Origin of the sequence: Streptomyces sp. NPDC000075, assembly GCF_040301925.1 — a bacterium.
Taxonomy (GTDB): Bacteria; Actinomycetota; Actinomycetes; order Streptomycetales; family Streptomycetaceae; genus Streptomyces; species Streptomyces polychromogenes.
Genome location: NZ_JBEPFL010000021.1, coordinates 22,301 through 39,559, shown reverse-complemented (window position 1 = coordinate 39,559; position 17,259 = coordinate 22,301). Strand labels below are relative to the sequence as shown.

Here is a 17,259-nt window from a genome sequence, read left to right as displayed (position 1 = left end):
CGCATCCGGACCACCGGGCGACGGACGCGGAGCGGGACGAGAAGAGAGGGAGCGAGACGGGGTGGGGCGGGGCGGGGTGTGCGGTGGCGGGGCGCGGGGGCGGCGAGGGGCCCGGGGGCCGGTGGTCAGGCCGGGTTCGGGGTGTCGGAGCCGCTGCCGCGGTGGATGCGCAGGGCCACGGCGGCCACGGCGACGGCGCCCGCGGTCGTCAGGACCTCCTCGGTGCCCACCCAGCCCGAGAAGTACAGCGTGGCGAGGAGCGGCGCCGCGGCGAAGGCGAGCGCGGCCGTGCTGCGGATCCCCGCGAAGGCCTGGCGGCCCGCCAGGACGAGGGCGGCGGCGAGTGGGACGCCGAACCGCCAGGGCAGGACGAGGCCGAGGCCGAGCGGGTCGGTCACCACCACGGCGGCCACCAGCAGGACGGACCAGGCCACCAGGGCGAGCACGCCCGCCCGGCCGCGTACCCGGGGGGCCGGGCGCAGGTCCGGCGGGCAGGCCAGCGGGAGGGCCGCGATCAGGACGGGCGCGAGCAGGAAGCCGACGAGGTCCCACCGTAGTTCGAGCGGCAGGTGCCGGATGGGGAGGAGGAAGCTCACCGAAGCGGCCGCGGCCCCGGCCGTCGAGCACAGCACACCGGGTATGTAGGAGCGGCCGGCCAGGGCGACGACCGCTCCGATCAGGGTCAGCAGGAAGCCGCCGTTCATCAGGGTCACGAGCGGCGCCGCGCTGCCGGCGGTCCCCGCCATGCGCATGACGTACCAGTCGCCGGCGGTGCCGATGAGGTTGAAGGCGGCGTACGCGGCGGTCGTGGCCAGGGCGAAGGGGGCGGCGCAGGCGGAGAGGCGGCCTCCGGCGTGCGCGGAGCCGATCCCGAGGCGCAGCCGCAGGGCGTGCGCGACGACGTCGGCGGCTTCGCGGAGGCGGGCGCGCGGGCCCGCCCCTTCGGTCGCCTCGCGGTAGGCCTCGGCCATCTCGTCGCCGAACGCGCGCCGGAAGCCGGGCGGGTACAGCCGCAGCAGCACGGGGTTCACGCGGTGGCCGCCTTGCCGTTGACGCCCAGCCGCCGGGTCGCCTCGCGCGCGGTGGCCGCGATCCGCTCGGCCTCGGCGGCCAGGGCCGCACGCCCGGGCGGGGTGAGGGCGTAGGTGCGCCGCAGCCGGCTGTCGACGACCTCCTCACGGTGGACCTCGATCAGCCCCTGCTGCAACAGGCGCTCCAGCGCGCCGTACAGCGTGCCGGTCCGCATCTTCACCCGGCCGCCCGAGATGGCCTCCACCTCGCGCGCGATCGCGTAGCCGTGGCGTGGTTCGTCCGCGAGCGCGGTGAGGAGGAGCAGGGTCGGTTCCTGCATCGCACGATCACTCATGTGATCACTATATGTCAGTCACCGGCATATGCAGTCAGGGGGCCTGATGACCCGTGAGGTCGCCGGCGAGGGCGTGCGGCGCGCCGCCGGCCGGGCCCATCGCGTGGATCTCGGCGGCTTCGGCGCTCCGGCGGAACATCGCCTCCTCGTAGGCGGTCAGCGCGGCCTCGACGTCGTCGGGGCGGGCGGCGAGGGCCCGGCCGAGTTCGGCTCCGTCGAGCAGGGCCAGGTTGGCGCCTTCGCCGTTCGGGGGCGCGAGGTGGGCGGCGTCGCCGAGCAGGGTCACTCCCGGGACCCGCTCCCACCGGTGCCCCGGGGGCAGGGTGTGGAAGGGGCGCAGGAGCGGGGCGGTGTCGGTGTCGGTGATCAGCGACCTGAGTTCCGGCGCCCAGCCGTCGAACTCCCGCGCGATCCGGGCGGTGGCGGTGGCGGCGTCGGTGAAGTCGAGGGCGGCGAACCAGTCCTGCGGTTCGGTCAGCCCGATGTAGGCGTGCAGGGTGGCGCCGCTCTCCCGGTGCGCGAAGATCTCCCGGCCGCCCTGGCCGTGCGCGATCATCGACCCGCCGCCGACGGCCTTCGCTGCGGCGGGGTGGCGGGTGTCCGCCTCGAACAGGTAGGTCTCGACGACCGACGTGCCGGCGTATTCGGGCGTGGCGGAGGTGAGCAGCGGCCGCACCCGTGACCACGCGCCGTCCGCGCCGACCAGCAGGCCGGTGGTGAGGGTGGTGCCGTCGGCGAAGGCGAGCTCGTGGCGGCCGCCGCCCAGGGGGCGGGTGCCGGTGACCTTGCGTCCCCACCGGACGGTGCCGGGCGGGAGGGAGTCGAGCAGGATCCGCCGTAAGGCGCCGCGCTCGACCTCGGGGCGTCCGCCGGTGCCGTCGTCGGCCTGGTCGAACAGGACGGTACCGTCCCGGTCGAGGACCCGCATGGCCTGGTGGCCCTCCAGGACGATGGAGTGGAACGCGTCCGTCAGGCCGGCCGCCTCGATGGCGAGCTGCCCGTTGTAGTCGTGGATGTCGAGCAGCCCGCCCTGGGCGCGCGCCGAGGGGGAGGTCTCGGCCTCGTGGACCGTGACCGGGATGCCGTGGAGGTGCAGGACGCGGGCCAGCGCCAGTCCGCCGAGCCCCGCGCCGATGACGGTGACGGGTATGTGCATGGTGACTCCTTCGGGATCGGGCCGCCCCGTGGAGGGGCAGCCGTCTCCGCAAAGGTGTCAGGACCGGCCGACGAACCGCCGACAGCGGACCCACGGCCCCGACAGGACGCCGACGGCCCGCCCGTCCCGGCCGGGTCCGCCCGCCGCTGTGCGCGACCTGCGTCGGCGCGCCGTACTCCGGCGCCGGGCGCGGCTAGGGGGTGGGGAGGAAGTCGGCCACGAGGGTGGCGAAGTCCTCCGGGGGGAGGATGCGGATGCCCAGGTCTTCGGCCTTGGTGCGCTTGGAGCCCGCCTTCTCGCCCGCCACCAGGAGGGTGGTGCGCTTGGACACCGACGACGACGCCTTTCCGCCGGCCCGCTCGATGAGCTCGTTCATCTCGTTGCGGGACAGCGCCGCGAGGGGGCCCGTCATGGAGCCCGTCACCACGACGGCCTGGCCGGTCAGCGGGCCGGCCGCCGCCGGGGCCTCGTCCCCCTCCGGCTCGGCCGCGGGCTTCTGCGGCTCGGTGACCTGCGTGCCGACCCGCTGGGCCCGGAGCTTGTCGAGGAGCGGGGCCAGTTCGGCGAGTTCGGCCGCGATGACGCGGGCCTTCTCGGTGCCGATGCCGTCGACCCCGGCCAGCGCGTCCGCGCCGGCGGCCCGGATCGCCTCCATCGAGCCGAAGTGCGCGGCGATCCGGCGCGACATCGTGCGGCCGGTGCCGCGTACGCCGAGGGCGCAGAACACGCGGTTCAGCGCGGCCCCGCGGGCGGTCTCGATCGCGGCCAGGAGGTTGGCGGCGCTGGTCTCGCCCATCCGCTCCAGACCGAGGAGCTGCTCGTGCGTGAGGGTGAAGAGGTCCGCGATGTCCTTGACCAGACCGGCCTCCACCAGCTGCACCGCCCGCGTGCCTCCGAGGCCTTCGATGTCGAGCTGGTCCCGGCCGGCCGCGTAGATCACCGAGGCCACGGCCTGGCAGCTCCGGCCCCGCACGCACCGCCACCGCTGCTCGGAGGTGTCGATCGCGTCGCCGCAGCGGGGGCAGGACTCGGGGAAGACGATCCGGCTCTCGGCGCCGGTGCGGGCGTCGGCCAGGGGTGCCTCGACCCGGGGGATCACGTCGCCGGCCCGGTAGACGAACACCTGGTCGCCGATCATGAGGCCGCGCCGGGTGATGTCGGACGGGTTGTGCAGCGTGGCGTAGGTGACCGTCACCCCGTCGATGACCACGGGCTCCAGGACGGCGCGCGGGGCGATGATCCCGGTCCGGCCGACGTTCCACTCCACCGCCAGCAGGCGCGTCACCTTGTGTTCCGCCGCCAGTTTCCGCGCGACCGCCCATCTCGGGGCGCGCGAGCCGTTGCCGGCCTGCCGCTGGTCCTCGGCGGTGTCGGCCTTGACGACGACTCCGTCGATCCCGAACGGCAGGTCGCCGCGCAGGCCGGCGATCACGTCGATGCGTTCCTGTACCCGTTCCAGGGTCTCGTACCGCACCGGGGCGGCGGCCGTGCTCGCGGCCGTGTTCGCGCCGAGCGCCGCCAGGCGCTCCAGCAGGGCGAGGTGGCCGAGGTCGTCCAGGCCGATCGCGCCGTAGGCGAAGAAGGTCAGCTCGATCCGGTACGGGCGGTCCTTGGCGCGCAGGGTTCCGGCCGCCCCGCTGCGCGGGTGGGCGAAGGGCGTGGCCTCGTGGGCGAGCCGGATCCGGTTGGCCTCCTCGAACTGGGCGGTCGTCAGCAGCACCTCGCCGCGCAGCTCGACGTCGACCGGCTCGGTGAGGGCCGGGGGCAGACCGAGGACGGCGTCGGCGGCGTGGGTGATGTCCTCGCCGGCCAGGCCGTCGCCGCGGGTGAGGAGCTGAACGAGCCGGCCGCCCCGGTAGCGGGCGGCCACCGCGAGGCCGTCGAGCTTGGGTTCCACGCACCAGCCGGCCACAGGGTGTCCCAGACGCCGTTCCAGCCCGGCGGCCCACTCGGCGAGCTCGTCGGCGTCGAAGACGTTGTCGAGGGAGAGCATCGGCACCGAATGCGGCACGTCGCCCTGGACGGCCCCGCCCGCCACCTTCCCGGTGGGCGACTCGGCCAGCGCCTCGCCGGGGTGGGCCTCCTCGTAGGCCGCGATGGCGCGCAGCAGCCCGTCGTACTCGTCGTCGCCGAGCGGGGTGGTCCCGTCGCCGTAGTACGCGGCCGACGCCGCCAGGGCGGTGGTCACGGCCTCGGCGTACGCGGAGGGAGAGAGCAGGGCGCTGTTTTCGGTCATGAAGGTCATCATGCTGCCCGGCACTGACAACGCCGCCCGGCCGCCGCCGACATCCGTCGTGAGCTGCGAGAACGCCCCTCGTTCCGCTATGTGGCACGGTTCCCGCCGACCTGCTTCGAGGGGGGTAGTGTCGTCCGGTCACGGACGGCGACCGGCCGTCCCTTCACCCCAGGGGAACCGACATGACTGATCTGAACCCGCTGCGGGCGAGCCTGGCCTCGGGTGAGCACGAGTTCGCCGACACCCTGGCCTTCATCGCCGCGCACTACGAGTACCGGCCGCAGGCCTTCCGCAACGGGGCGCTGGAGAACGCCGCGGGTGAGAACGAGGGCTCCTGCAAGACGCTGGGACTGGCACTGCTGGAAGGGCTGAGCGACCAGGAGGCGCTGCTGGCCTTCGGCGAGCACTACCGCAAGGTGCTGGCGACGCCGGACGACACCGATCACGGCAACATCCGCAACCTCGTGGCCCACGGCCTGGCCGGGGTGAGCTTCGCGGGGCAGCCGCTGGTCCGCAAGGGCTGAGCGGCCCCGCCACGCGCCCGGCCGGGGAGGAGGCGGCGCTGACCGGTCTCCCCCGTGCGGGGGAGGCGGGCCGGTCCCGCCGGCCGACTCGCCGCCGGGCCCGTTCGGGCAGTGTTCTTCCAGGCGGGACGCGGTGGGCGTGCCGGATGAGGACGAGACCTCGGGGGAAGACATGACGACTGCCACGCGTGCGACGCGGACCGTACGGCGCGGACGGGCGCGGGCCTGGCCGGGCTACGCGGCGGCCGGAGCGGCGATCGCCTACGCGGCGCCGCACTTCTGGTGGGGTTCCGGCATCGGCGCCGCCTTCCCCGGGGACTTCGCCTCCGCGCCGCACGGCACCTGGGAGGCCGCGATCGGCTACTGGGTGATGGGCGGTGTCGCGCTCGTCGGTGCGCTCGTCGCGCTCGCCCTGGTGCGCCCGTGGGGCCGCCGCCTCCCGCGCCGCACCCTCTGCGCCCTGTCCCTGACCGCGTCGGCCGGGATGACGCTGTGGGGTTTCACCTACTTCGCCCTCCGGTACCTGCTCGCCGCCGGCCGGGTCGTCTCCGCTCCCGCCTGGGCCGCCAAGGACGCTGATCCGCAGGCCGCCTGGGGGCTCTTCTGGTACGCCCTCTTCGTGCTGTGGGGCCTCATGCTCGGCCTGGCCGCCTGGCGGCGGCTGCGCGAGGACGCCTGATCCGTACCCGTCCCCCCGGGCGAAACCCCGGTCCCCCCGGTGCGCGGCGGCCGGGGGCTCGCGGGTGACCGTGGTTGGCTGGGACGGCAGGTGGGGCGGGTGCTCGCGGTCGGGTGGAGGAGCCGGTGGACGTCACGCGCAGGCGGTTGCTGAACGCCCTCTCGGCCGCCGGCGTCGCGCCGGTCCTGCGGGGACGGCCGAAGGAGCCGGCGGCGGGGGCGGACGCCGCGTGCGCGCGGCTGCTGGCCAACCTGGCCGGGCTGCTCGCGGGCACCGCCGCGTCCAACCGCCGTCCCGAGACCCGCGGGCTGCTCGACGGCATCGCCCGGGCGGCCCGGCGCGATCTCGCCGCCCTGGACGGGGCACGGGGCCGGGAACTCTTCGCCGGGCTGCCCCTGGGGGACTCCGAGGCGCGGCTGGAGGAGTCCTACCGCAGGCTCTTCGGTATCGCCCTGGCCACCCGGGTGCCCGGCGGTCGTCGCCGGCCGGCCGCCTTCGCCGGGGTCACGGCCGTGCGGCTGCGCGTGCTCGACGGGCTCGTCCGCCTGTACGACGAGCACTACGGCGAGCGGGCGCCGCAGAGCTACGGCAACTGGTTCCCGTGGGAGATCGGCATCCCCCGGCACGCCGGCAGGACCCTGGCCCTGCTCGCCCCGGAGGCCGCCGCCCGCTACCCGAGGCTGGCGGCGGCGTACGTCGCGGCGATGGACCGGCGGCTGGGGCACGGCGCGGGCGGCGACGTGGACCTGGACTCGCGGTTCCACACCGCGGCCAACCTCGCCGACATCACGACGAACCGCATGGTGCAGGGGGCCCTCCTCGGCGACCCGGCCAGGATCCGCAAGGCCGTCGCCGACCAGCTGACGGTGTTCGCGCCGCTCGACCCGTACGCCCCGGTGCACGGGGTCACCGACGGCTTCCACCGCGACGGCTCGTTCGTGCAGCACGGCTCCGTCGCCTCCACCGGCTCCTACGGGACGGCGCTGCTCACGCGCGTCGTGGAGGCGCTGTCACTGCTCGACGGGACGGGGCTGGGGCCGGGGCCGGAAGCGGTGGCGGCCGTGGAGGGGTGGGTCCGGGACGGCTTCGCCCCGCTGGTCTTCGAGGGGTGGCTGACGGAGACCGTCAAGGGCCGGGCCCTCACCCGGCCCCAGGGCGGGTACGCGGACACCCGCGCCGTGTGCGAGGCCGTCCTGGGCCTGTCCGCCCTCACCACGGGCGAGCGGGCCCGGGCGCTCGGGGCCTACGCCAAGCACCTGGGCGCCGCCTGCCGGGTCGACGGCGATCCGGCCGCCTTCGTCTCCCCCCTCTCCTTCGCCCGGTACGCCGGCCTCCTCGCCGACCCGTCGGTGCGGGCCGCGGACCTGGCGCCCCGGCGCGGCAGTTTCGCCTTCAACGCCATGGACCGCACCGTGCACCGCCGCCCCGGCTACGCCTTCGCGCTGGCCCGCAGCTCTACGCGGACCAGCAAGTACGAGTACCTGAACGGCGAGAACCTCATGCCGTGGTTCCAGGGCAACGGGACCCACCGCCTGTACCTGTCCGGCGAGGACCAGGGCCCGGGCCACGACGTCGGCCACTACGCCACCGTCTCCCCCTACGGCCTGCCGGGGGTGAGCGCCCCCGTGGAGCGGCGCCGTACGGTGCCCGAGCTGTACGGCGGGGCCCTGTACTACGACGATCCCTCGCACCCGCTGGCGTTCACGGCCTCCTCGGAGTCGCAGAACGCCTACGTGTACTTCCCGCGCGCCACCGCGGCCTGGTCGGGCGGGACGGTGCTCGGCGCGTACGGGGTGGCGGGACTGGTGCAGAGTGACGACGCGGCGTTCCGGGACCGGGCGCTGCTGCCGTCCGGCTTCGCCGTGTACCGCGACGCGACGGCGACGAAGTCGTGGTTCCTGTTCGACGAGGAGATCGTGGTGCTTGCGGCGGACGTCGGGGACCGCGCCGGACGGGCGGTGACGACGACGGTCGACGCCCGCACGTCCGATCCGGGCGACCGGATCCTGCTCACCGGCGCCACCCGGGACGGCCGCCCCTACGAGGGCCCCGGTGCGGGACCGGCCCCCGACGGCCTGCGCTGGCTGCGGCACGCCGATCTCACACGGGGCACGGCGGTCGGGTACCTGTTCCTGGACGCGCCGCCCCTACGGGTCACCCTGGGCCTGGTCACCGGCAGCCCCCGGACCCTGCGCCTGGCGAACCCCGCAGGGCCGGTCACCCGGCGGGTGTTCACGGCGGCCTTCGAGCGGCCGGCGGGCGCGCCGCCGCTGTGCGCGGCGTGGGCGCTGGTGCCGCAGGCGGACGAGGACCGGATGCGCGGCTACGGGAAGCGGGGCGGGCCCCTCCGGGTGCTCGCCAACACCGCCCGCCTCCAGGCGGTGGCGCACACCGGGCTCGGGCTGGTCGCCGCCAACTGTTTCGCCCCCGGCGCCCACGGGACCGCCGGACTGCGCGTGGACGGACCGGCCTCGGTGATCGTCGCGTACCGGCCGCCGGAGGCGGACCCGGGCACCGTACGGGTCGCGGTGTCCGACCCGACCACGGAACGGGCCGCCGTGGGCCTGCTGCTGCCGGGCCGGTGGCTGCGCGCGGTGGCCGGGGACCCGCGGGTGCGCGTACGCCCCGCCCGCACGGGCACCCTCCTGGAGGTGGACACCCGCAGGGCGTACGGCCGGAGTCTCACCGTCACCCTCCGCCCCGGCACGCGCACGCCCGCTCCGGGCCCGCGCCGGCCCGCGCGGGGCGGTTCCTAGGCCGGCTGCGCGCCGGGGCGGCCGGTCTCGCGGGGGCGGTAGCGGGAGACGGCCACGCCGGTGAGGCACAGCAGACCGCCCAGCAGGGTCAGCCAGGCCGGTACCTCGCCGAGGAGGATCCAGCTGAGGGCGACGACGATGGCCGGCACGGCGTAGGTGGTCGCCCCCAGCTTCCCCGCGGGCATCCGGGCGAGGGCGTAGGTCCAGGTGGTGAAGGCGAGGGCGGTCGGGACCACGCCGAGGTAGACCATGTTCAGGGTGGCCGGGAGCGGGGCCCGGGGTATCTCGGTGAGCAGCTGCCCGGTGAACGGCAGGCACACCACCGCGCCGGTGAGGCAGCTGTAGGCGGTGATCTGCAGGGGCGTCCCGGACGAGAGCGCGGGCTTCTGCGCGACGACGCCCGTCGCGTACGCGACCGCCGCGAGCACGCACAGCGCCACCCCGAGCAGGGAGGTCGAGCCGTCGCCGCCGGAGGACATGGACAGGCCGACGACCACGGCGCCGGCGAAGGAGACGGCCATGCCCGTGAGCAGTCTCGGCGGCAGGGCCTCGCCGAGGAGGCGCGCGGCGAGGAGTGCCATCAGGATCGGCCCGGTGTTCACGAGCAGGGAGGCGGTGCCCGCGTCGACGAGGCGTTCGCCCCAGTTCAGCGCGACGGTGTAGCCGGCGAACCAGACGAGTCCGGAGAGCAGGATGCCGCGCAGGGCGCCGCGCGGCGGCAGGCCCTCGCGGCGCAGGAGGAGCAGCGTCACGAGGGTCACCGAGGCGGCGAGCAGTCTGCCGAGGGCGAGGGCCCCCGGTGAGTAGGCGGCTCCCGCACTGCGGATGGAGACGAAGGCGGACGCCCAGGCGAACACCGTGAAGCAGACGGCGCCGCCGGTGAGGAGGCCGGGCGGCAGGGCACGCTGGTGGGTCTTCATGGTCCCGAGCTTACACGGAACACTTCGGCGTCCGCCGAACTATTTATTCCGCAACTCCACGAGGGCTCGCCGTCCCCTAGGTCCCCTAGGCCCACGCCGCCGGGGTGAGTCCCAGCAGCTCCCCGAAGGCCTCCTCCCCCGCCGCCGTCACCAGCAGGCCCCGGCCGCCGCCCTCCGGCCGGACCACCCAGGCCTCCCCCAGGGCCCGCGCGCACAGCCGCGCTCCGACGAGGCCGCCCAGGTGGCGGCGGCGCTCGGTCCAGTCCAGGCAGGAGCTCACGAGCGGACGGCGGCCCGCCCCGGCCGCGTCGACCCCCGCCCGGCCGCACCAGTCGAGTCCGGCCTCCGTCAGCTCGAACACCGCGTCCGTGCGCAGCAGCCCCCGCTCCTCCATCGCGTCCGTGACCGCCATGCCGAGCCGGCCCGCGAAATGGTCGTAGCAGGTGCGGGCCCGGGCCAGCGGGTCGGGCGCGGCCACCACCGGCACGGTGTGCGCCGCGTCCCGGCCCGGGACGGCGTAGGAGGCCAGTTCGTCCACCAGGCGGGCCGTGGCGGCGTCGGCGATGCGCACGTAGCTGTGGCGCCCCTGCTTTTCCGTCACGCAGATCCCGGCGTCGAGCAGCCGGGTCAGGTGCCCGCTGACGGTGGAGGGGGCGACCCCGGTGGTCCGGGCCAGCTCGCCCGCCGTCCAGGCGCGGCCCTCCAGGAGGGTCATGCAGATGGCGGCCCGGGTCTCGTCGGCCAGGGCGGCGGCCAGCGCGGCGAGCCGCGCGGCGGGAGCCGGGGCATCCGCCGGTCCGGGAGCAGAGGTGTGATCCATGGCTCCAGAGTGCCTCATCGTTTCGGTATTCGACGAATGATCGGGCCGGGCTGCGGTTCCTTCCCGGCGGATCCTCAGGGCACGAGGATGCGGCGCCGCCGCCGTGCCGCTTCCAGTTCCGCGGCGGCGCGGCGGGCGGACGCCGCGTGGTGGGGGGAGTTCCACGCCAGCGCGACGCGTTCCGCGCGCGCGTACGCGTCGGCCGCCGCCGGCTCGTCACCGAGCAGGCGGTACAGGTCTCCCAGCGGGTGGGCGAGCGGCCGGGTGGCATAGGCCGCGCCCGCCGCACCGCCGAACTGGTCCCGCAGCGGCAGCAGGTGCCCGGCCAGCAGCCCGGCCGCGGCGGTGTCCCCCTGCAGGACGGCCAGTTCGCTGCGGTAGTCCAGTTCGATGCCGTACAGGTGGTCCGTCACCGGCACGGCGGGGAAACGGATCTCGCGCGCCTCGTCCAGCCGCCCCTGGCGGGCCAGCAGGAGGGCGTGTGCCACGGCCACCGGCGCGCCGACCGCCTCGTGCACCTCCCGGACGCTGCGCTCGATGTCCGCCGTCCGCCCCTGGGTGAACCGGATGGTCCACAGGCCCAGCGTGCGCGGGCCGTTGGCGTGGTGCGCCCCCACCCGGACGAACAGCTCGTCGGCCTGGGCGTAGCGCTCCTCCGCCTCCGTGAACCGCCCCGCGACGGCGGCCAGCATGGCCCGGGTGGTGGCGTTGATACCGCGCGCCCAGAGCATGCCGTACCGGTCGGCGAGGTGCAGCCCCTCCCGCGTGTGCCGGCGGACGCCCGCCGGGTCGTTGCGGGCGGCGGCGGTCATGGCGTCCAGGTGCTCGCACACCCACCGGTACGCGGGCAGGTCGTGCTCGGCCGCCAGCGACCGGAGCCGGGCGACGAGCGGGTCCCGCGCCCCGGCCTGCCGTTCGTGGGGCGGCAGTCTGGCGGAGGTCATCAGGGCGGAGGCCAGCAGCCGGGGTTCCCCGGAGGAGCCCGCCAGCGCCAGCTGCGCGTCGGCGGCCTCCCGGGCGCGCGCGGCGTCCTCACCCGCCACCGCGTCCGCCAGCACCTGGAGGACCCTGGCCCGAGTCGCCCCGTCCAGCGCGCGGTCCCCCGCGAACCGCTCCAGCCGGGCCAGCGCCGTCCGGTCGAAGAGCCCTTCCAGCCTGGTGCGCCAGGGCGAGGGCTCGGTCCACGCTCCGTAGACGGCGGCGGCCAGGTCGTCCCGGCCGGCCCGCACCGCCAGGTCCACGGCACGCTGCCGGGTGTGGCGGGCGGCGTCGGTGGCGCCGGCCCGGACCTGGGCTCCGAGCAGGCGCACCAGCAGGGCGATGCTCGCGTCGGGGTCCGCGTACGGGTCGGCGGTGGCCGCCGTGTGCACGTCGAGGGCCTGCGCGAGCAGCCCGACGGCCACGTCGTGCGCGTACCGCCGTTCGGCCCGTTCGGCCGCGCGCAGGGCGTAGTCCACGGCGAGCGGGGCGTTCACCGGCCGTCCGGAGCGGGCGAAGTGGTGCGCCAGCGCCGCCAGGTCGTCGGGGCGGTGACGGCGCAGGACGGCGGCGACGCGGTCGTGCAGCCGGGCGCGGCGCACACCCGTCAGATCGGTGTAGACCGTGTCGCGCACGAGGGCGTGCACGAAACCGACCCGGCCCGGGCCCGGTTCGGTGAGCAGGTCGGCGGCGAGCGCGGCGTCGAGCCCTTCCAGGACCGTTTCCTCGTCCGCGTCGGCCGCCTCCACCAACAGCGCCGCATCCGTGTCCGCGCCCATGACGGCGACCAGGCGCAGAACGGCGAGCGCGGCGTCGGGCAGCAGGGCCAGCCGCCGGCGCAGGACGTCCCGGACGCCCTGCGGGACCTCGGACAGGGCGACCAGGGCGCCTTCGGTGTCCAGGAGCCGGGCGCTCTCCCACACGTAGAACGGGTTCCCGCCGGTGCGCGCGGCGATCGCGGCCACGGTGTCCGGGGAAGCGGGGGTGCGGCAGACCGCGGCGACGACGGTGGCGACGGCGTCGGCCGGAAGCCCGCCCAGGGAGATCCGGTGCGGGGCGCGCGGGGCGAGCTGGGCGAGGGCCTTCGCCAGCCGGTCGCCGGCCTCCGCCGGGCGGTAGCAGGCGACGGTGAGGAGCGGCACGCCGGTGACCGCGGCGGCGGCCTCCAGCAGCGCGAGCGTCTCGCCGTCGGCCCGGTGCAGGTCCTCCAGGAGTACGGCGAGCGGGCGGCCGGCGGCCGCGGCCGAGAGCCAGGCGGCGAACGCCCGGTGCATGCGGAAGCGGCCGGCCGTGGCCTCGTCCCGGGTGGCGGCGGGTGCCGCGTCCGGCTCGTGCAGCAGGACGGCCAGTTCGGCCGGGGCGGCGGGGAGTGCCCGGCGGGCGAGGGCGCCCAGTGCCTCGACCCAGGCCCAGGCGGGCGGTGCCCCCTCGTATTCGGGGCAGCGCCCGACCACCACCGTCCAGCCGTCACCGGCCAGCCGGTCGGCGAAGCGGGCGAGGAAGGCCGACTTCCCGGCTCCCGCCTCCCCGGTGACCAGCACCAGTCCTCCGCCCGCCCGCGCGGCGCGCGCGGCGGCCTCGGCGCCGCGCAGTTCCTCCGCCCGCCCGAGGAACGGCCGCGCCGCCTCGGCGCCGGCCGCCCCCGGCGGCGCCGTCCGTACGGCGGCGCCCCCGGCGTCCGGGGCGTGACGGGCGGCGGCGGTGGCCCCTGCCGGGGCGGGCAGGGCCCCGGACGCGTCGGGGCCCGGTGAGGTCACGGCGCGCAGGACGTCCAGGCGCTGCTCCAGGAGGGCCCGCTCGACGCCGGTCAGGACGGGGGACGGATCGCAGCCGAGCTCCTCCCTCAGTACGGCCCGGGCGCGGCGCAGCGCGGCCAGCGCGTCCGCCTGGCGCCCGCAGGCCCAGTGGGCGAGCGCGAGCAGCCGCCATCCCTCCTCGCGCAGGGGCTGCTCCTCCACGAGGGCGGCGGCCCCCCGCGCCGCCTCGGCGGGGGGTCCGGTGCGCAGGTCGGCGGCGACGGCGAGCTCGCGGGCGTCCGCCAGCAGGGCGGTCAGCCGGGTCGCTTCGGGTGCCGCCCACTCCTCGTCGGCGTGTTCCTGGAACGCCGGGCCCCGCCACCAGGACAGGGCTTCGGCCAGCAGTTCCCGGGACCGGGGGGCGGCGGCCCGCCGGGCCTGCTCCAGCAGCGCTTCGAAGTGCCAGGCGTCGACGGCCTCGGCCGGCAGCCGCAGGGCGTATCCCGGCGGGCGGGTGACGAGCACGCCGGCGGGGGCGCGCGGTGGCCGCTCCGGTTCCAGGAGGCGGCGCAGATTGGAGACGTAGGCGTGCAGGGACGCGGTGGCCTTCGCGGGCGGGGTGCCGCGCCAGAGGTCCTCGGCGAGCCGGTCGACCGAGACCACCCCGCCCCGGGCGGCGAGCAGCCCGGCGAGCAGGGCCCGCTGGCGCGGGGCTCCCAGGGGGACCGGCGTCCCGTGCGTCTCGGCTTCCAGAGGGCCCAGCACTCGTATGCGCAACACGTCGGCGAATCTACCGGAGATGACCGGAACGATCATTGGACGAAGGGTAAACGTACCTGTTCAGAGGGGTTTTGGGGGAGGGATCGCGGGGTCGGCGGCGCTGGCCGGCGGACGTCACCGGGGGAACGCGGCCGCGTGGGTGCATCCGACGGAGGGCGCCGGACGGAAGGGTCCGTGTCAGTGGAACTGACGCCGCCGGCACCGTCAGGTGCGTGTCCGGCGGCCCATCACCGGGAGTGGCCCATGACCGTCGCAGTCGTCCTGTTCACGTCCGACCTGCGGGTGCACGACCATCCGCCGCTGCGCGCCGCGCTGGAGAGCGGCGGGGAGGTCGTGCCGCTGTTCGTGCGTGATCCCGCCGTGGACCGGGCCGGGTTCGCCGCGCCCAACCGGCTGGCCTTCCTCGCCGACTGCCTCGTCGACCTGCACGCGTCCCTGCGCGGCCTCGGCGGCCGGCTCGTCCTGCGCACCGGCGAGACGGTCGCCGAGGTGTGCCGGGTGGTGCGGGAGACGGACGCCGCCGAGGTGCACGTGGCGGCCGGGTACACGGCGTTCGCCCGGAGCCGCGAGACCCGGCTGCGGCGCGCGCTGGAGGCGCAGCGGTGCCGTCTTCGCACCCATGAGGCGGTGACCACGGTGGTGCCCCCGGGCGCGATCACGCCCCAGGGGGCCGACCACTTCTCCGTCTTCACCCCCTACTTCAGGCGCTGGAGTGACGAGCCGCCGCGCCGCCCCTGGCCCGCTCCGAGGGCGCTGCGGGTCCCGGCCGGGCTGCGGTCGCAGGACGTCCCGAGCCGCTCGGAGGTGTCCGGTGTATCGGCCGGGCTGGCCACCGGAGGCGAGGGGCAGGCGCGAGCCGCCCTGCGGTCCTGGCTGTCGCGGCACGTCGGGAGCTACGAGGAGCGGCACGACGACCTGGCGGGGGACGTCACCTCCCGGCTCTCGGCGCACCTGCACTTCGGGACGCTGTCGGCGGGTGAGGTGGTGTTCCGCGCCCGCGGGCACCGGGGGGCCGGCGCCTCGGCGTTCGTCCGCCAGGTGTGCTGGCGGGACTTCCACCAGCAGGTGCTCGCGGCCCGTCCCGAGAGCTCCGTGCGGGACTACCGCCCGCGCGGCGACCGCTGGCGGCGCGGGCCGGAGGCGGAGGAGGACCTGCTGGCCTGGCGGGAGGGCAGGACGGGGTACCCGGTGGTCGACGCCGCCATGCGCCAGCTGGCCCACGAGGGGTGGATGCACAACCGCGGCCGGCTCATCACCGCCTCTTTCCTGGCCAAGACGCTCTACGTCGACTGGCGTGAGGGCGCCCGCCACTTCCTGAGCCTGCTGGTGGACGGCGACGTGGCGAACAACCAGCTCAACTGGCAGTGGGTGGCCGGCACCGGAACGGACTCCCGGCCCAACCGGGTCCTCAACCCGGTGCTCCAGGGCCGCCGTTACGACCCGGACGGGGCGTACGTCCGGCGCTGGGTGCCCGAGCTCGCCGGGCTCCACGGCCCGGCCGTCCACGAGCCCTGGCGCCTGGCCGGGCTGGAACGGGCGGCGTACGACTACCCGGATCCGCTGATCGGCCTCTCGGACGGACTGGCCCGGTTCCGGTCCGCCCGGCAGGCCGGCTGATCCTCCGGAGGGGGCGAATCGCTGCGTGAACGATGCGAGTTGATGCGTCTGCCGCGGGCCCCGGAAGCTGACCGCGTCGCGTCCCGCCCGGCTCCGCCGGGGCGCGGCGCGGCACGCACCGGAGGGGGAGGTCCATGGCGGCGACGGCGGACGGACTCGTCGGCGACGCGGCGATCACCTCGCTGCTGGTCGAGGACGACGAGCGGTGGCTCCCCCTCGCCCACCGGCGCTGGAGCCCCTCCGTCCACGCGCACGCGCGCCGCGCCCTGGGCGACTGGCGGGAGGCGGAGGACGTCGTCCAGCAGGTGTTCGTCGCGGCGTGGTGCGGGCGGTCCGGGTTCCGCCCGGACCGCGGCACGCTCCCGGCCTGGCTGCTGGGGATCGCCCGGCGCAAGACGGCCGACGCGCTGACCGCGCGGACCCGGCGCAGGGAGGCGGCGGCCGGCGCGGCCGCCCTCGCGGCGGACGACCCGGACGAGGGTCCCGAGCGGGTGGTCGACCGGCTCGTGGTCGCCCGGGAACTCTCCCTCCTCCCCCGGGTCCAGCGGGAGGTGCTGGCCCTGGCCTACTACGCGGACCTCACCCAGGTGCAGATCGCCGCCCGCACCGGGCTGCCGCTCGGCACGGTCAAGAGCCACGCCCGCCGGGGCATGCGGAGCCTGAGGCTGCGCGCGGCCTCCGCCGCCGGGGAGGTCTCCGGTCACCCGTAGCGGGCCGCGATCAGGTCCAGGGCCTCCCGCAGCCCGTGCGGACGGACCATCCCCGCGGTGACGGCCCGGGCGGTCCAGCCGGGGCCCGCGAGCAGGACCAGGGGCGTGGTCCGCGCGCCACGCGGGCCGAAGGCGGTGGCGGCCGTGCGCCGGGCCAGGGCGCCGTCCGCGGTCGCGCGGGACTGGGACCACAGCACGACCGCCGCCGGACCCGACCGGCGCACCGCCGCCTCCAGGGCCTCGGCGGGCACGGCCGCGCCGAACATCCGCGCCGGCAGGCCCCGTTCGGCGAGCGCCGCCGCCAGTGCCTCCAGCGCCAGGGTGTGCTGCTCCCCCGGCAGGCAGGCCAGCACCACCGGCCCGGTCCCGCGGACCCCGTCCGGGGGCCCGGCCACCGCCGCCCGCCTCAGCGCGGTCGACACGTGCCAGGACAGCAGGTGCTCCACCGCCACGTACCGGTCGTCGGTGGACTGCCAGGTACGGCCCACCGCGTGGAGCGTCGGCACCATCACCTCCTCCCAGGCGGCCACCAGCCCCCGGGATACCACGGCCTCCCGCAACAGGGCCTCCATGGCGTGGCCGTCGAGGCGCGCGGCCGCGCGCGCCAGTCCCCGGGAATCCCGGCGGGCCCCACCGGGGGGTGGTCCGCCCGGGCCCGGCCGGCCGTCCGGCGCGGCGGTGCGGACCTCCGCGCCGGGCCGGGGGCGCGAGGCCAGAGCGGCCCGGGCCGCCTCGGCGGGCGGGACGCCCGAGGAGGTGAGCCGGCACATCTCCTCCAGCAGCGCGACATCCTGCGGCCCCCACCGCCGGTGCCTGCCCTCCCGGCGCGCCGCGGGACCGATCCCGTACCGCTGCTCCCAGGAACGCACCGTGGTCGGCGAGACGCCCAGCCGCCGCGCCACCGCACCGGTCGGGACACCGGGGGCGGCTCCGGACGCGGCGTCGTCCATCGTCACGACCCTGGCGTCGTCCATCCTCACT

At 76.5% G+C, this 17,259-nt stretch carries 13 protein-coding genes; 5 read left to right on the top strand and 8 right to left on the bottom strand.

The features are described from left to right. Positions 1-125: 125 nt before the first annotated feature. From ABT403_RS23665 to ligA, 4 genes are all read right to left on the bottom strand, one after another. Positions 126-1,031 (bottom strand): hypothetical protein, encoded by a 906-nt coding sequence (locus tag ABT403_RS23665; RefSeq protein ID WP_344162184.1) that lies wholly within the window; start codon positions 1,029-1,031, stop codon positions 126-128. Continuing rightward, positions 1,028-1,366, bottom strand: coding sequence for a PadR family transcriptional regulator (locus ABT403_RS23660; protein ID WP_344162187.1), 339 nt, complete (start codon positions 1,364-1,366; stop codon positions 1,028-1,030). Before ABT403_RS23660 ends, ABT403_RS23665 begins: the two co-directional genes overlap by 4 nt. A gap of 34 nt (positions 1,367-1,400) precedes the next feature. Next, entirely contained in the window at positions 1,401-2,522 is a 1,122-nt protein-coding gene (locus ABT403_RS23655) for an FAD-dependent oxidoreductase (protein ID WP_344162190.1), read from the bottom strand. Positions 2,523-2,715: 193 nt separating this feature from the next. Further along, a complete protein-coding gene (gene ligA / locus ABT403_RS23650; protein WP_344162370.1) occupies positions 2,716-4,767 on the bottom strand; it encodes an NAD-dependent DNA ligase LigA in 2,052 nt (683 codons plus the stop codon). A gap of 173 nt (positions 4,768-4,940) precedes the next feature. Between ligA and ABT403_RS23645 the strand changes: the two genes are divergently transcribed. The 3 genes from ABT403_RS23645 to ABT403_RS23635 all read left to right on the top strand — a co-directional run bounded on the left by ABT403_RS23645 (position 4,941) and on the right by ABT403_RS23635 (position 8,717). After that, a complete protein-coding gene (locus tag ABT403_RS23645; protein ID WP_344162193.1) occupies positions 4,941-5,282 on the top strand; it encodes a HopJ type III effector protein in 342 nt (113 codons plus the stop codon). 172 nt (positions 5,283-5,454) lie between these two features. Continuing rightward, on the top strand, positions 5,455-5,961 hold the full coding sequence (locus ABT403_RS23640; RefSeq protein ID WP_344162196.1) for a DUF3995 domain-containing protein: 507 nt from the start codon (positions 5,455-5,457) through the stop codon (positions 5,959-5,961). 125 nt (positions 5,962-6,086) lie between these two features. Then, positions 6,087-8,717 carry a polysaccharide lyase family 8 super-sandwich domain-containing protein gene (locus ABT403_RS23635; RefSeq protein WP_344162199.1) on the top strand — a complete coding sequence of 877 codons (2,631 nt, stop codon included), beginning with the start codon at positions 6,087-6,089 and terminating at the stop codon, positions 8,715-8,717. Here ABT403_RS23635 and ABT403_RS23630 read toward each other — a convergent pair. From ABT403_RS23630 to ABT403_RS23620, 3 genes are all read right to left on the bottom strand, one after another. Then, positions 8,714-9,637 carry a DMT family transporter gene (locus ABT403_RS23630; protein WP_344162202.1) on the bottom strand — a complete coding sequence of 308 codons (924 nt, stop codon included), beginning with the start codon at positions 9,635-9,637 and terminating at the stop codon, positions 8,714-8,716. The genes ABT403_RS23635 and ABT403_RS23630 overlap by 4 nt on opposite strands. An 85-nt stretch (positions 9,638-9,722) precedes the next feature. Beyond that, the gene (locus tag ABT403_RS23625; protein WP_344162205.1) at positions 9,723-10,457 is read right to left on the bottom strand and encodes an ArsR/SmtB family transcription factor; all 735 of its coding nucleotides are present in this window, start codon (positions 10,455-10,457) and stop codon (positions 9,723-9,725) included. Between the two features lie 74 nt (positions 10,458-10,531). After that, positions 10,532-13,951: an ATP-binding protein gene (locus ABT403_RS23620; RefSeq protein WP_344162208.1), complete on the bottom strand. Its 3,420-nt coding sequence runs from the start codon at positions 13,949-13,951 to the stop codon at positions 10,532-10,534. Positions 13,952-14,194: 243 nt separating this feature from the next. Here ABT403_RS23620 and ABT403_RS23615 point away from each other — a divergent pair, with 243 nt between their 5' ends. Together ABT403_RS23615 and ABT403_RS23610 are read left to right on the top strand one after the other, a co-directional pair. After that, the gene (locus tag ABT403_RS23615) at positions 14,195-15,568 is read left to right on the top strand and encodes a cryptochrome/photolyase family protein (protein WP_344162211.1); all 1,374 of its coding nucleotides are present in this window, start codon (positions 14,195-14,197) and stop codon (positions 15,566-15,568) included. A 134-nt stretch (positions 15,569-15,702) separates the two neighbouring features. After that, the gene (locus tag ABT403_RS23610; RefSeq protein WP_344162214.1) at positions 15,703-16,278 is read left to right on the top strand and encodes an RNA polymerase sigma factor; all 576 of its coding nucleotides are present in this window, start codon (positions 15,703-15,705) and stop codon (positions 16,276-16,278) included. Here the strand turns inward: ABT403_RS23610 and ABT403_RS23605 are convergent. Beyond that, positions 16,269-17,252 (bottom strand): MerR family transcriptional regulator, encoded by a 984-nt coding sequence (locus tag ABT403_RS23605; protein ID WP_344162217.1) that lies wholly within the window; start codon positions 17,250-17,252, stop codon positions 16,269-16,271. The genes ABT403_RS23610 and ABT403_RS23605 overlap by 10 nt on opposite strands. Positions 17,253-17,259 lie beyond the last annotated feature (7 nt).

Excerpts from the sequence above, each read along its gene's own strand:
- ABT403_RS23660 (WP_344162187.1), bottom strand. The coding sequence starts at position 1,366 with ATGAGTGATCGTGCGATGCAGGAACCGACCCTGCTCCTCCTCACCGCG.
- ABT403_RS23655 (WP_344162190.1), bottom strand. The coding sequence starts at position 2,522 with ATGCACATACCCGTCACCGTCATCGGCGCGGGGCTCGGCGGACTGGCG.
- ligA (WP_344162370.1), bottom strand. The coding sequence starts at position 4,767 with ATGACCTTCATGACCGAAAACAGCGCCCTGCTCTCTCCCTCCGCGTAC.
- ABT403_RS23645 (WP_344162193.1), top strand. The coding sequence starts at position 4,941 with ATGACTGATCTGAACCCGCTGCGGGCGAGCCTGGCCTCGGGTGAGCAC.
- ABT403_RS23640 (WP_344162196.1), top strand. The coding sequence starts at position 5,455 with ATGACGACTGCCACGCGTGCGACGCGGACCGTACGGCGCGGACGGGCG.
- ABT403_RS23630 (WP_344162202.1), bottom strand. The coding sequence starts at position 9,637 with ATGAAGACCCACCAGCGTGCCCTGCCGCCCGGCCTCCTCACCGGCGGC.
- ABT403_RS23625 (WP_344162205.1), bottom strand. The coding sequence starts at position 10,457 with ATGGATCACACCTCTGCTCCCGGACCGGCGGATGCCCCGGCTCCCGCC.
- ABT403_RS23615 (WP_344162211.1), top strand. The coding sequence starts at position 14,195 with ATGACCGTCGCAGTCGTCCTGTTCACGTCCGACCTGCGGGTGCACGAC.
- ABT403_RS23610 (WP_344162214.1), top strand. The coding sequence starts at position 15,703 with ATGGCGGCGACGGCGGACGGACTCGTCGGCGACGCGGCGATCACCTCG.
- ABT403_RS23605 (WP_344162217.1), bottom strand. The coding sequence starts at position 17,252 with ATGGACGACGCCAGGGTCGTGACGATGGACGACGCCGCGTCCGGAGCC.